11 protein-coding genes are annotated in these 12,695 nt (G+C 70.5%); 9 read left to right on the top strand and 2 right to left on the bottom strand.

The genetic code is table 11. From position 1 onward, the window contains the following. Positions 1 to 11: 11 nt before the first annotated feature. From N5079_RS21920 to N5079_RS21930, 3 genes are all read left to right on the top strand, one after another. Positions 12 to 1,007 (top strand): isopenicillin N synthase family dioxygenase, encoded by a 996-nt coding sequence (locus N5079_RS21920; RefSeq protein WP_261585838.1) that lies wholly within the window; start codon positions 12 to 14, stop codon positions 1,005 to 1,007. Further along, positions 1,004 to 2,401 carry a purine-cytosine permease family protein gene (locus tag N5079_RS21925; RefSeq protein ID WP_261585839.1) on the top strand — a complete coding sequence of 466 codons (1,398 nt, stop codon included), beginning with the start codon at positions 1,004 to 1,006 and terminating at the stop codon, positions 2,399 to 2,401. The genes N5079_RS21920 and N5079_RS21925 overlap by 4 nt, the downstream gene beginning before the upstream one ends. 94 nt (positions 2,402 to 2,495) lie before the next feature. After that, positions 2,496 to 4,166: a glycoside hydrolase family 55 protein gene (locus N5079_RS21930; RefSeq protein WP_261585840.1), complete on the top strand. Its 1,671-nt coding sequence runs from the start codon at positions 2,496 to 2,498 to the stop codon at positions 4,164 to 4,166. Positions 4,167 to 4,172: 6 nt separating this feature from the next. Here N5079_RS21930 and N5079_RS21935 read toward each other — a convergent pair whose 3' ends face one another. Further along, positions 4,173 to 5,120, bottom strand: coding sequence for a sugar kinase (locus N5079_RS21935; RefSeq protein WP_261585841.1), 948 nt, complete (start codon positions 5,118 to 5,120; stop codon positions 4,173 to 4,175). Between the two features lie 114 nt (positions 5,121 to 5,234). Here N5079_RS21935 and N5079_RS21940 point away from each other — a divergent pair, with 114 nt between their 5' ends. From N5079_RS21940 to N5079_RS21965, 6 genes are all read left to right on the top strand, one after another. Further along, a complete protein-coding gene (locus tag N5079_RS21940; RefSeq protein ID WP_261585842.1) occupies positions 5,235 to 7,748 on the top strand; it encodes a DNA translocase FtsK in 2,514 nt (837 codons plus the stop codon). Between the two features lie 95 nt (positions 7,749 to 7,843). Beyond that, complete coding sequence (locus N5079_RS21945) at positions 7,844 to 8,572, top strand: helix-turn-helix domain-containing protein (protein WP_261585843.1); 729 nt, start codon at positions 7,844 to 7,846, stop codon at positions 8,570 to 8,572. A 29-nt stretch (positions 8,573 to 8,601) separates the two neighbouring features. Then, positions 8,602 to 10,005: a 30S ribosomal protein S12 methylthiotransferase RimO gene (gene rimO, locus N5079_RS21950; protein WP_261585844.1), complete on the top strand. Its 1,404-nt coding sequence runs from the start codon at positions 8,602 to 8,604 to the stop codon at positions 10,003 to 10,005. Continuing rightward, a complete protein-coding gene (gene pgsA, locus N5079_RS21955) occupies positions 10,002 to 10,748 on the top strand; it encodes a CDP-diacylglycerol--glycerol-3-phosphate 3-phosphatidyltransferase (protein ID WP_410007819.1) in 747 nt (248 codons plus the stop codon). The genes rimO and pgsA overlap by 4 nt, the downstream gene beginning before the upstream one ends. Before the next feature lie 55 nt (positions 10,749 to 10,803). Then, the gene (locus N5079_RS21960) at positions 10,804 to 11,298 is read left to right on the top strand and encodes a CinA family protein (RefSeq protein WP_261585845.1); all 495 of its coding nucleotides are present in this window, start codon (positions 10,804 to 10,806) and stop codon (positions 11,296 to 11,298) included. A gap of 253 nt (positions 11,299 to 11,551) precedes the next feature. Next, on the top strand, positions 11,552 to 11,908 hold the full coding sequence (locus N5079_RS21965) for a helix-turn-helix domain-containing protein (RefSeq protein WP_261585846.1): 357 nt from the start codon (positions 11,552 to 11,554) through the stop codon (positions 11,906 to 11,908). Here the strand turns inward: N5079_RS21965 and N5079_RS21970 are convergent, their stop codons facing one another. After that, positions 11,909 to 12,694, bottom strand: a complete 786-nt coding sequence (locus N5079_RS21970) for an Fpg/Nei family DNA glycosylase (RefSeq protein WP_261585847.1) — start codon at positions 12,692 to 12,694, stop codon at positions 11,909 to 11,911. It abuts the gene before it with no gap. Position 12,695: the final 1 nt, after the last annotated feature.

Here is a 12,695-nt window from a genome sequence, read left to right on the forward strand (position 1 = left end):
GGGAGCGAGTAATGAGCCCACCCAGCCCATCGAGCCCAGCCACCCCGTCGAGCCCGCCATCCGGCAGTGTTCCCACCATCGATCTGACGCCCTGGTTCCATGGCGACGACACGGACAGGCGAAGGGTCGCGCAGCAGGTGGACGCCGCGCTCAGCGCCGTCGGGTTCCTGCTCGTGACCGGCCATGGCGTCCCGGCCGACTTGCGCGCCGACGTCCGGGCCGCCGCGAAGCGGTTCTTCGCCCTGCCGTACCAGACGAAGGAGCGGTACGCCGCCACGGTGGGCGAGCGGGGATGGCTGCCGCCGGGGGTGGAGGCCAACGGCTACGCCGAGGGGACGCCCACGCCGCCCGACCTCAAGGAGACCTTCGCCGTCGGGGCCGACCAGCCGCTCGGGGTCCCGTCCCTGGACGACGTCTGGTTCCTGAGCAACGTCTACCCGGCCGAGGTGCCCGAGCTCGAACCGCTGCTGGTCGGCTACCTGGAGCGGATGCGGACGCTCGCGGACGAGCTGCTGGTGATCTGCGCCGCCGCGCTCGGCCTGGCCGACGACTTCTTCACCTCTCGGGCGGGGCACCCGTCGTACACCATGAACATCAACTGGTATCCGCCGCTGTCGCACGTCGGCGAGCCGGAGCCGGGGCAGTTCCGGATCGGCCCGCACACCGACTTCGGCACGGTGACGATCCTCGACCGCCAGCCCGGCGTCGGCGGCCTGCAGGTCTACGTGGACGGCGAATGGGTGAACGCGCCCTACGCGGAGGACTCGTTCACCATCAACATCGGCGACCTGCTGGCCCGATGGACCGGCGACCGCTGGTGCTCCAACCGGCACCGCGTTCTGCCGCCTGACGCCGGCGCCCCGGACGAGGAGCTCGTGTCGCTCATCTTCTTCTACGAGTGCGACCCGGACGCGAGCGTGGAGTCGCTTCCGGTCGGCACCGCGACCTACCCGCCCGTGCGGGCGTCCGACTATCTGCTCGAGAAGCTGAGGGCGATCACCGTATGACCATCACGGATCGAGCCGTACGGGAGGGCGAGTACGGCGACAGGGTGGCCGCGGTCGAGCCCGGCGGCGTGGAGTTCATCCCCCTCTCGGAGCGGCACGGCAGGCCGCTCCAACTGCTGTGGACCTGGATGTCGCCCAACCTGGAGTTCGCCACGGTCTTCCTGGGCGTGCTCGCGGTGGCGGCATTCGGGCTGAGCTTCTGGCAGGCCGTCCTGGCCGTCGTGGCCGGGACGGGCCTGGGCGCGGTCGCCCACGGCCTGCTCTCCGCCCGGGGGCCGTCCGCCGGCGTCCCGCAGATGGTGCTCGGGCGGGCGCCCTTCGGCTACTGGGGCAACGTGCTGCCGTCCGCGTTCAACTCGGTGGCGGCGGGCATCGGCTGGTTCGCGGTGAACAGCGTGAGTGGCGCGCTGGCCCTCAACACGCTGACCGGGATGCCGACCTGGCTGTGCCTTGTCATCGTGGTCGCCGCCATGGTGGCGCTCGGGTTCTTCGGGCACAACCTGGTCCAGGCGTTCGAGCGATACGCGTTCCCGGTCCTCGCCGTGATCTTCGCGGTGGCCTCGGTCGTCATCCTGTCGAAGGCGCACCCGGGCCACCCGGGCCACCCCGGCAATGGGGGAGCGCTCGGCGGCTTCCTGCTGGCCGTCGGGGCCTCGTTCGGGTACGCGGCCGGCTGGAACCCCTACGCCGCCGACTACACCCGCTACCTTCCGGCGGACTCCAGCAAGCGGGCGGTCGGCCTGTCGGCGGGGCTGGGGGTGTTCGTCTCCTGCACGGTCCTGGAGGTCGTGGGGGCAGCGTCCGCGACCATCGGCGGTGACGCCCTCGGGCAGCCCACCACGGCCTTCACCGGGCACCTGCCCGGCCTGGTGGCGAACCTGACCCTGCTCGCCATCGCCCTCGGCGCCATCTCGGCCAACGCGCTCAACGTCTACTCGGGGGCGATGTCCCTGCTCGCCCTCGGCGTACGGCTGCCGCTCCGGATGCGCCGGGCGCTCGTCGCGCTCGCCTGCGGCGTGGCCGGATTCCTCGTGGCGCTGTCGGGTCTGGAGGACGCCGGGCACAAGTATGAGGCGTTCCTGCTGGTCATCGCGTACTGGATCGGCCCGTGGCTGGGGGTCGTGCTCACGGACTGGTACCTGCGCCGGAACGAGGACGTCCAGCCGCTCCTGTTCGACCGGCGGCACACCAACTGGGCCGGCCCCATCGCGATGATCGCCGGAGTGGTGCTGTCGGTGTGGCTGTTCTCCAACCAGGAGCGGTACGTCGGCCTGGTGCCCGACCGGGTTCCCGAGGTCGGCGACATCGCGTTCGAGGTCGGGTTCCTCGTCTCCGCCGTCGTCTACATGGTGCTGAGGCCGAGGAGGGCGCACATCTCGCCGATCTCGTTGTGAAGAGGGCCTTGACGAGATCACGGGCCCGAAATAGCGTCTGCGGTGTTTCTCTACATGGAACAACATTCGGCCTTATGAAATGGAGAAGCCGCTCATGGCCGCAGACTCCTTCGATCGCCGCAGTTTCCTCCGGGCCGCCGCCATCGGCGCCGCCTCCGTCCCGTTCGTCGGAGGCTTCCCCGGCAGGGCCTACGCGAGCACGGACACGTCCCCGCTCTGGGCGGAGTTCCTCCGGACGCCCTTCACTCATCCGCAGATCCCCAACGTCGCCTGGGCGGGCTACCGCGGGGGAGAGAAGCATCCGCACCCGCCGGTCCGGGCGAACGTTCTCCACTACGGAGCGGCCAACGACGGCTCGGCGGACGCCGCCCCGGCCATCAACCGGGCCATCGAGGACGTCGGCCGCCGTGGCGGGGGCACCGTCCTCCTGCCGGCCGGCGTCTACCGCACCGACGACGTGATCCTCGTCGGGTACGACGGCGTCGTCCTGCGCGGTGACGGAAGCGCGGAGACGATCATTCAGCCGACCTGGCACCTCGAGGACGTGATCGGCGTCCACCGCAGCCGGTTCGGCCCGATCACCCGTGACGACTCCGCCTGGAGCTGGACCGGCGGCCTGGTCTGGGTCAGTCACCGGGACCGCTACCACGCGCTCGTGGACGAGATCCGGGCGACGATGCGCGCTCCCGAGATCTGGACCGGGGACGAGACCCTCGCGACGGTCACCACCACCGCCTCACGCGGCGACTTCACCGTGACGGTGGACGACCCGGGCCATCTCGAACCCGGAATGCGGGTCCTGCTGAAGATCGACGACGACGACCAGTACGGCCTGCTCAAGCACATGTGCGGTGACATCCCCGGAACGGCGAGCTACGTCTGGACCGACAAGACCAAACTGGTCTCCTACCGGCCCTACGTCTGGCCCGTGCTCATCACCGGCATCGACGGCAACAGGATCGAGCTCGAACAGCCACTGCCGCTGGACATCCGGGCCGGCTGGCGGACCCGGCTCACCACGACCGGACCGGTGATCTACGAGGCCGGCGTCGCGGGGATCACCATCCGGCTGCCGCTCGTCCCCCAGCAGAAACACCTCAAGGACAAGGGGTTCAACGGCCTGCTGTTCCAGTGCGCGTGGAACTGCTGGGCCGACGACGTGGTCGTGGAGAACAGCGACAACGGGATCATCCTCACGTGCGCCAAGAACACGACCGTGCGCGGCACACGGGTCGGCGGGCGGATGCGCCATCATTCCCACGCCTGCCGGGAGCAGTCTCATGACAACCTCTTCGAGGACTTCGCCCTCGACGAGGCCACCGTGCCCCTCGCCCCGGGCGCCAATCACCACGGCATCAACGTCGAGGGCCTGTCCAGCGGAAACGTCTGGTCGAACGGCCGCATGGACAACGGGACGTTCGACTCCCACCGCGGCCTGCCGTTCGGCAACGTGCGTACGCAGGTCGTCATCGACAACGACGGGGCCCACGGCGGCAGCGCCGACGCGGGACCGTTGTACGGCGCCCGGTTCGCGCACTGGAACGTCACCGTGGTCAACCAGCGGGCCGGATGCGTGAAGATCGACGGGGTCGCGCCGTGCTCGGCGACCGTCGGCATCTCCGAGGTCCGCGACTTCGGCCAGATCGACAAGCCGGACTTCGCCGGACCGCTCAACAGCCGGCTGGAGAGCTACGGCGACACCTCCGTGGTGCCGCCCAACCTCTACGACGCCCAGCGCAAGGCCCGCCGGAAGGGCTGGCGCTGATCGCGACTATATGGCGCTGAGACCGAGGTGGGCGCAGATCTCCGCCGGGGTGGCGACGCGGCCCGTCCCGCCCCGGCCCTGAAGGGAGATCGAGGCGGCGGCCGTGCCGGCCCGGACGGCCTGGAGCAGGTCCCCGTCGCGGGCCAGCCATCCGGCGAGCGTGCCGGCGAAGGCGTCCCCTGCTCCGGTCTGGTCGACGATGTCCTTGGCCGGGATCGCGGGGACCGGTTGGGGCGTGCTGTCCCCCGTTGCGAGCAGCACGCCCTCCGGTCCCCGCGTCACCGCGACCGCCCGCGCCCCCAGATCCAGGCAGGCGCGGATGACCTGCTCGGGATCGTCGGTGCCGAACAGGGGTCCGCTGTCCCCGGGGCACGAGGGAACGATCAGGGCCGCGTGCGGCGCCACCGCCTCCAGGACGGCGCGCGCGGCCTCGGGAGTGGTCAGCCGGGAGCGGAAGTTCGGGTCGTAGACGACCTTCCCGGTGGCCGCCTTCGCCGCGTGCCGTACGGCTTCCGCGCACGACTCGGAGAGGGCGGCCGTGATGCCGGACAGCAGGACGACGCCGGCCTCGGAGATGGGGGAGCGGTCGACGTCGGCCGGGCCCATGCGGGAGGCGGCGCTTCCCGCGCGCATGTAGGCGAACGCCCGCTGGCCCGAGGGATCGGCGCCCACGGCGTAGGCCCCGGTGGACCCCTCGCCTCTGGTCATCCAGCCGGTCCGCACGCCGCGGGCGGCGGCGAACCGGATCAGGCGCTCCCCGAACTCGTCGGCCCCCACGCGGGTCACCAGGGCGACGCGGGCGCCCGCCGCGGCGGCGGCGACGGACGCGTTGAGCGCGTCGCCGGAGAACGAGAGGTCGAAGACGTCCGCCACGTCGAGGGCCGCCGCCGCTGAGAACTCCACCAGAGGCTCACCCATCACCACGACGTCCACGACCCGCTCCTTGCTCTTCATGTAGGCGTTCCATGTAATGAAATATCGTCACGCTGTATGCAACAACGAGTGTAGAGGCACCGGCTTCGGCGAGTCTTCCCGATATCTCCCGGCCTCCCAGGTACCTTCGGCATCATGGCCACCCGTACGTCCGGACCCGGTTCAGGGAAGCGCCCGACTCCAGGGAAGCGCCCGGCGCCGCGCACCACCAAGCGCCCCGCGGCCCGAGGCAGGGGCGCCACCCGGCCGGCGCCGAAGCGGCCGGTGGCGACCGGCCAGGACCCGATCAGCTGGGTCTTCCTGATGATCGGCAAGCTCGTCATCGGCCTGTGGTTGCTGCTCGCCCACGGTATGGGAGCGGCGGCCCGGGCCCTCGGGCAGGGGGCCCGCGACCTCGACCCGGTGCACCGTCGTGACGGAGCGGGCCTCGCCGTGCTGGCGGGCGCGATCGTGCTGGCGACGATGACCTGGCGGGACACCAAGACCGGCGTCGCGCAGGTGGTCGACGCGGTCGTGCGCGGCACGGTCGGGTCGCTGACCTGGTGCGTTCCCGTCCTGCTCGCGCTGCTCGCCTGGAGGCTCCTGCGCCACCCGGACCAGAACGCCGAGACCGGCCGGATGGGGATCGGCTGGACGGCGCTGCTCGTCGGCATCCTCGGCATCGTCCACGTGGCGCACGGCACGCCTTACCCGTCGGGCGGGGCGAACGACGGCATGGACAAGGTGTCGGCGGCCGGCGGCATGCTCGGCTTCATCGTGTCGGCTCCGCCGTCGAGCATCCTGCCCGCCTTCATCACGATCCCCTTGCTGCTCCTGCTCTCCGGGTTCGGCGTGCTGGTGATCACGGCGACCCCGGTCCATCGGATCCCGGAGCGGCTGGCCGAGATCCAGCACATGCTGTTCCACCAGGAGGGCGGCGAGCCGAAGCCGGCGGGCACGCCGAAGAAGCGGTCGAAGAAGCCGGCGGGAGACGGCAAGCGCGAGGTCGGCGACCACGTCAAGCCCTACGACACTCCGGTGCTCAAGGAGCACTCGCCCGAGATCGTCCCCGGCCTGTCCGACGACGACCCCCTGCCGGACTCGCCGGACCTGCCGGAGCCGGAGGAGGCGAAGGCCCCGCCCCAGCCGCCGCTGCCGACCCCCGCGCCGCGCAAGGTCGAGCAGCTCGTGCTGTCCCCGCAGGCCGGGCCGTACACGCTGCCGGACGCGAAGCTGCTGCGGGCCGGCACGGCGCCCAAGCCGCAGACCAAGGCCAACACGGTCGTCGTGAACGCGCTGACCAGCGTGCTGGAGCAGTTCGGCATCGACGCCCAGGTGATCGGCTTCACCCGTGGCCCCACGGTCACCCGTTACGAGATCGAACTGGGCCCGGCGGTCAAGGTGGAGAAGGTCACGGCTCTCACCAAGAACATCGCTTATGCCGTTAAATCCGCTGACGTCCGGATCTTGTCGCCAATTCCCGGTAAGTCGGCGATCGGGGTGGAGATCCCGAACACGGACAAGGACCTCGTCTCGCTGGGCGACGTGCTGCGCTCCCAGGTGGCGCAGGCCGACCACCACCCGATGATCGTGGGCCTGGGCAAGGACGTCGAGGGCCGCACCATCGTGGCCAACCTCGCCAAGATGCCGCACATCCTCATCGCGGGCGCGACCGGCGCGGGCAAGTCGACCTGCATCAACGGGCTGATCTCGTCGATTCTCATGCGGGCCACGCCCGACGAGGTCCGGATGGTGCTCGTCGACCCCAAGCGGGTCGAGCTCAACACCTACGAGGGCATCCCCCACCTCATCACGCCGATCATCACCAATCCTAAGAAGGCCGCCGAGGCCCTCGAATGGGTCGTGGGCGAGATGGACCGGCGGTACGACGACCTGGCGGCCAGCGGCTTCCGCCACGTGGACGACTTCAACAAGGCCGTCCGGGCGGGCAAGCTCGTGCCACCGCCGGGCAGCGAGCGGGTCTACCAGCCCTACCCCTATCTGCTCGTGATCGTCGACGAGCTGGCCGACCTCATGATGGTCGCCCCCCGCGACGTCGAGGACTCGATCGTCCGCATCACCCAGCTCGCCCGCGCCGCCGGCATCCACCTGGTGATCGCGACGCAGCGGCCGTCCGTCGACGTCGTCACCGGCCTGATCAAGGCCAACGTGCCGTCCCGGCTGGCCTTCGCCACCTCGTCCCTGGCCGACTCCCGGGTCATCCTCGACCAGCCGGGGGCGGAGAAACTGGTCGGCCAGGGTGACGCGCTGTTCCTGCCGATGGGCGCGAGCAAGCCGATGCGCCTGCAGAACGCGTTCGTCTCGGAGAAGGAGATCGCCGACGTCGTCGCCCACTGCAAGGCGCAGATGCAGGTGGAGTACCGCGACGACGTGGCCGCCCCGGCCGCCGCGAAGAGGGAGATCGACGAGGAGATCGGGGACGACCTCGACCTGCTGGTGCAGGCGGCCGAGCTGATCGTGTCGACGCAGTTCGGCTCGACCTCGATGCTCCAGCGCAAGCTCCGGGTCGGCTTCGCCAAGGCAGGGCGGCTGATGGACCTGCTGGAGAGCCGGAACGTCGTGGGGCCGAGCGAGGGCTCCAAGGCGCGCGAGGTGCTGGTCAAGCCCGACGATCTCCCAGGGCTATTGGCGGATTTGCGCGGTCAGTAGACCCCCAAGGCACGGTGCGTAGTCAACTACTGATTGAATGTGACTAACTACGCAACGTGGGACGAGCGCAGGCTCGGGCAGGGGGGCGTGACCATATGAGCGTTGGCGCTGCTTTGTCGGAAGCGCGGCAGCAGGCGAGGCTGACGGTCAGTCAGCTGAGCAGCCGCACGCACATCCGTGAAGCGATCATCGACGGGATCGAGCGCGACGACTTCTCCGCCTGCGGCGGCGACTTCTACGCGCGCGGCCACATCCGTGCCATCGCGTCCTACCTCGGGCTGGAGCCCGAGGACATCATCCGGGAGTACGACGAGGTCCACGGCGGTGCTCCACCGCCGGTGAGGGCGGCCACCGTGTTCAAGGTGGACGACGCCCACCGGGGCAACCACATGCGCCGCGTTCCGGGCTGGACGGTGGCCGTGGCGGTCGCGCTGGCCGTCATCGTGGTCTTCGTGCTCGTCCGGCTCCTCAGCGGGTCAGGCGGGAAGGGCCAGGCTGCCGAGCTGCGGATCTCCGCGCCGGAGGCGGCGGCGCAGCACGCCAGGGCGCCGGCCCCGGCCGCCCGGGAGCGCGTCGTGCTCAAGGTCTTCGCGGTCAAGCCGACCTGGATCAACGTCAAGGACGCCAAGGGCCACCGGCTCTTCCAGGGCGCTCTGCAGCAGGGGAAGAGCTCCACATGGTCGGCCGAGGACCGGCTGCGGGTCACCATCGGCGACGCGGGAGCGGTGCGGCTGGAGGTCAACGGGAAGGACGTCGGAACTCTGGGCAAAGACGGCCAAACGGTGAAGCGCTCGTTCGGGGCGGGCATCCCGAGTGCCCGATAGTGGCCGACTCCCGATACCGTAGTTTCATCATGTCATCTCGCCGAACCGTATCGCTGGTCACATTGGGCTGCGCCCGCAACGAGGTCGACTCCGAGGAGCTGGCCGCCCGGCTGGAGGCCGCCGGCTGGCGCATGGGCGACGACGACCCGGACGTCGTCGTCGTCAACACGTGCGGCTTCATCGACTCGGCGAAGAAGGACTCCATCGACACGCTGCTCGCTGCGGCCGACTCCGGCGCCAAGGTCGTCGCGGCGGGCTGCATGGCCGAGCGGTACGGCGAACAGCTCGCCGACGCGCTGCCCGAGGCCGCCGTGATCTCCTTCGACGACTACACGGACATCGGGGCGCGGCTCGACGACGTGCTGGCCGGCAAGACGCTGACGCCACACTCGCCGCGTGACCGCCGGACGCTGCTGCCCATCACCCCGGTGAACCGTTCGGCCGCGCAGGCGCACATCCCCGGCCACGGCGCTCTGCCGGACGGCGTCGCGCCCGCCAGCGGCCCGAGGACGCTCAGGAAGCGGCTCTCCGGGGGGCCGGTGGCCTCGCTGAAGCTCGCGTCCGGCTGCGACCGCCGCTGCACCTTCTGCGCGATCCCGGCGTTCCGCGGGTCGTACGTGTCCAGGAGCCCCGAGGACCTGCTCGCCGAGGCCCGCTGGCTCGCGGGGGAGGGCGTCAAGGAGCTCGTGCTCGTCAGCGAGAACTCGACCTCCTACGGCAAGGACCTGGGCGACCTGAGGGCCCTGGAGAAGCTGCTGCCCCAGCTCGCCGGGACCGACGGCATCGAGCGGGTCCGGGTCAGCTACCTCCAGCCGGCCGAGCTCCGCCCCGGCCTGCTCGACGTCATCGCCTCCACCGAGGGCGTCGCGCCGTACTTCGACCTGTCCTTCCAGCACGCGAGCGGTCCGGTGCTGCGCCGCATGCGGCGCTTCGGCGACCCGCGGCGCTTCCTGGACCTGCTGGAGCAGATCCGCGAGAAGGCCCCGGAGGCGGGCGTGCGGTCCAACTTCATCGTCGGCTTCCCCGGCGAGACCCAGGACCACTTCGACGAGCTGGTGGGCTTCCTGGAGGAGGCCAGGCTCGACGTCATCGGAGTCTTCGGTTACTCCGATGAGGACGGCACCGAGGCGTTCTCCTTCGACGGCAAGCTCGACCAGGAGACCATCGACGAGCGGGTCGCCGTCCTCACCGAGCTCGCCGAGGAGCTCACGACCCAGCGGGCCGAGGAGCGCATCGGCGCCGACCTGGAGGTGCTCATCGAGGAGGATCTGGGCGACGGCGGCTACGAGGGGCGTGCGGCGCACCAGGGCCCCGAGGTGGACGGCGCGGTCACCGTGCAGGGCATCGGCCTGGTCTCCGGCCAGATCGTCCAGGCGGTCGCCGTCGACTCCGAGGGGGTTGACCTGATCGCCCGCATCAAGGCAGGCGCATGACGGAGCGCATCGAGCCACCGGTCGGCGCGCCGCCGAGCACCCCGGAGATGGTGCCGGGACCGTCCGCGTCCCCGGTCGCCGATGCGCGAGCCGATGCGCCGGCGGACGTCCGGGTCGCCGCGTTGGCCGACGCCCTGGACGAGGCCGGGTGCGACGCGCCCGCCGATGTCGCGCTCGCCGGGCAGGTGCGGCGGGTGAGCACCTGGAACATCGCGAACGCGCTGACCATCGCGCGGCTGGCCATCGTGCCGGTCTTCACGGTGTTCCTCTTCTTCGAGGGGCCGGGCTGGCGGATCGCCGCCTTGGGGGTCTTCCTCCTCGCGTCCCTCACCGACCAGCTCGACGGCTGGCTCGCCCGCAAGTACGCCCTGATCACCGACTTCGGGAAGATCGCCGACCCGATCGCGGACAAGGCGCTGATCGGCGCGGCGCTGGTCAGCCTGTCGATCCTCGGTGAGATCCCGTGGTGGGTCACCATCGTGATCATCGCCAGGGAGGCGGGGGTGACCCTGCTGCGCTTCATGGTGATCCGGCACGGCGTCATCCCGGCGAGCTACGGCGGCAAGGTCAAGACCGTGCTGCAGATCCTGGCCATCGCGCTCTACATCGTGCCGGGGATCCCGGGGCTGGTGCGGTGGGCCGCCATGGGCCTGGCGCTGGCCGTGACCGTGGGCACTGGCGCCGACTACGTGGTCCGGGCGATCCGGCTCAGGCAGGTGGCGAGGAGCGCGAGAGCCGAATGACGAGCAGCCGAGTGGTGGGCAGCCGAGTGGTGAGCGGCCCAATGGTGAGCGGCCGATGATGGGCACCGCGGCGCAGATCCTCTCCCTGCTGGTCCGGCAGGGAGCCACGGTGTCCGTGGCCGAGTCGCTGACCGGCGGGCTGATCGGCGCGACGCTGACCGGGCCCATGGGGGCCTCGGCGGCCTTCCGCGGCGGCGTCGTCGCGTACGCGACCGAGCTGAAGTCGTCCCTGCTCGATGTGCCCTGTGACCTGCTGGACAAGGAGGGCGCGGTGCATCCCGACGTGGCCGAGGCGATGGCCGGGGGAGTGCGCAATCTCACAAAGTCCGACTACGGCCTCGCGGTGACCGGGGTCGCCGGTCCCGACACGCAGGACGGCAAGCCGGTGGGCACGGTCCACATCGCCCTGTGGGGCCCGGACGGCCGTGTCTGGCACCGGGACGTACGCCTCAACGGGGACCGCGACGCGATCAGAAAGACGACATGTATGGAGGCTTTGGACCTGCTTAGAGGTGTGCTGGAGGCAAATTTGGGGGAACATTCCGGGTGATTACCGCGTTACGTCCCCAGCGAACATGCTCACCACGGTCTGCCGCGGTGTTGCTCTCTACAGGTACGGTGGAGCTGTGAGTGAGGTCCGTGAGCCATCGGCGAGGAGCAAGTCAGGCGCACGCCCGGCGAAGGGGCCGAGCGAACCAATGATGACGGCGAGGAGTATGTACGAAGGGCGTTCGAAGAACGGGCGAAATGAGCCCACCGCGCGAGGCGTCGTGAAGGCGCCCCCGCTGGGGAGGGAGCGACAGATGATCCTGCTGCGTCAGCTGCTCGGTGACGTGCTGCGGCGGCTGAGGGTGCGGCAGAATCGCACCCTTCGCGAGGTGTCGACTCTGGCCCGTGTCTCACTCGGCTACCTGTCCGAGGTGGAGCGCGGTCAGAAGGAGGCGTCCTCGGAGCTGCTCGCCTCGATCTGTGGCGCGCTCGGCGTGCCGCTTTCCCAGGTGCTGCGTGAGGTTTCCGACCAGTTCGCGCTCGCCGAGCTTCAGGCTGCCCCGGTTCTGGCCGATGTGCCGGAGCACGAGCGGCTGCCCATTCCGGAGACCGTCCCGGCCGGTCCGGACTTCGGTGGTTTCCCCGAGGTCAAGGACATGGTCGCCGCTTGATCAGCCTGGCTGGCACGCCGGGCACCAGTAGATCAGCCGTTCGTACGGCTGTGCGCCCATCTCTCCGCGACTGACCGGATTACCGCAACGACGGCAAGGGCGGCGCGCCCTGCCGTACACGAACAGTGAGCGCCCCGGTCGAAGGTCGCCCGTCGTGACGGGCAGCGGAGCGTCCTTGCTCGTGTCCATGAGTTCGTGCGCGAGCGTCACCAGCGACTCCAGATCACCGGGTGGGATCGACCCCACCGTGCGCCACGGCGACAGACGGGCCCCGAACAGCGTCTCGGCCCGCCAGATCGTGCCGATCCCCGCCAGGACGCTCTGGTCCAGGAGCGCCTCCCCGATCGTGCGGCCGGGGTCTTCCAGCAGGTTCCGTACGGCTGCCGCGGCGTCCCAGTCCGGCCCGAGCAGATCGGGCCCGAGATGGCCGACGACCCGGTCCTCCCGGTCCGTGGGGACCAGGTCCACCATTCCGAGCTTGATCCCCATGGCCTGCCATTGGGCGTTGGCCAGGATCAGCCGGACGACATCGCCCCTGGGCGCCGGGCGTCCGGCCGGGGAGACCCGCCAGCTTCCGTCCATCCGCAGATGCGTGTGGACCGTCAGGCCGCCCTCCACGCGTGTGAGGATGTGCTTTCCGCGCGGGACGGTCGTGAGGACGGCTCGGCCGCGCAGGTCGGCGGTGGCGTGCCGGGGCACCCGGAAGTCGGACCGGGTCAGCGTCCGGCCGTCGAGCGCCTCCCTCAGCCGTTTCGCCGTCCGGTAGACGGCGTCACCTTCGGGCATG

The organism is Planotetraspora sp. A-T 1434 (assembly GCF_025420585.1).
GTDB lineage: Bacteria > Actinomycetota > Actinomycetes > Streptosporangiales > Streptosporangiaceae > JAOEGB01.

Bases quoted from the DNA above. Each gene is read 5' to 3' on its own strand.
- N5079_RS21920 (WP_261585838.1), top strand. From the start codon at position 12: ATGAGCCCACCCAGCCCATCGAGCCCAGCCACCCCGTCGAGCCCGCCA.
- N5079_RS21925 (WP_261585839.1), top strand. From the start codon at position 1,004: ATGACCATCACGGATCGAGCCGTACGGGAGGGCGAGTACGGCGACAGG.
- N5079_RS21930 (WP_261585840.1), top strand. From the start codon at position 2,496: ATGGCCGCAGACTCCTTCGATCGCCGCAGTTTCCTCCGGGCCGCCGCC.
- N5079_RS21935 (WP_261585841.1), bottom strand. From the start codon at position 5,120: ATGAAGAGCAAGGAGCGGGTCGTGGACGTCGTGGTGATGGGTGAGCCT.
- N5079_RS21940 (WP_261585842.1), top strand. From the start codon at position 5,235: ATGGCCACCCGTACGTCCGGACCCGGTTCAGGGAAGCGCCCGACTCCA.
- N5079_RS21945 (WP_261585843.1), top strand. From the start codon at position 7,844: ATGAGCGTTGGCGCTGCTTTGTCGGAAGCGCGGCAGCAGGCGAGGCTG.
- rimO (WP_261585844.1), top strand. From the start codon at position 8,602: ATGTCATCTCGCCGAACCGTATCGCTGGTCACATTGGGCTGCGCCCGC.
- pgsA (WP_410007819.1), top strand. From the start codon at position 10,002: ATGACGGAGCGCATCGAGCCACCGGTCGGCGCGCCGCCGAGCACCCCG.
- N5079_RS21960 (WP_261585845.1), top strand. From the start codon at position 10,804: ATGATGGGCACCGCGGCGCAGATCCTCTCCCTGCTGGTCCGGCAGGGA.
- N5079_RS21965 (WP_261585846.1), top strand. From the start codon at position 11,552: ATGATCCTGCTGCGTCAGCTGCTCGGTGACGTGCTGCGGCGGCTGAGG.
- N5079_RS21970 (WP_261585847.1), bottom strand. From the start codon at position 12,694: ATGCCCGAAGGTGACGCCGTCTACCGGACGGCGAAACGGCTGAGGGAG.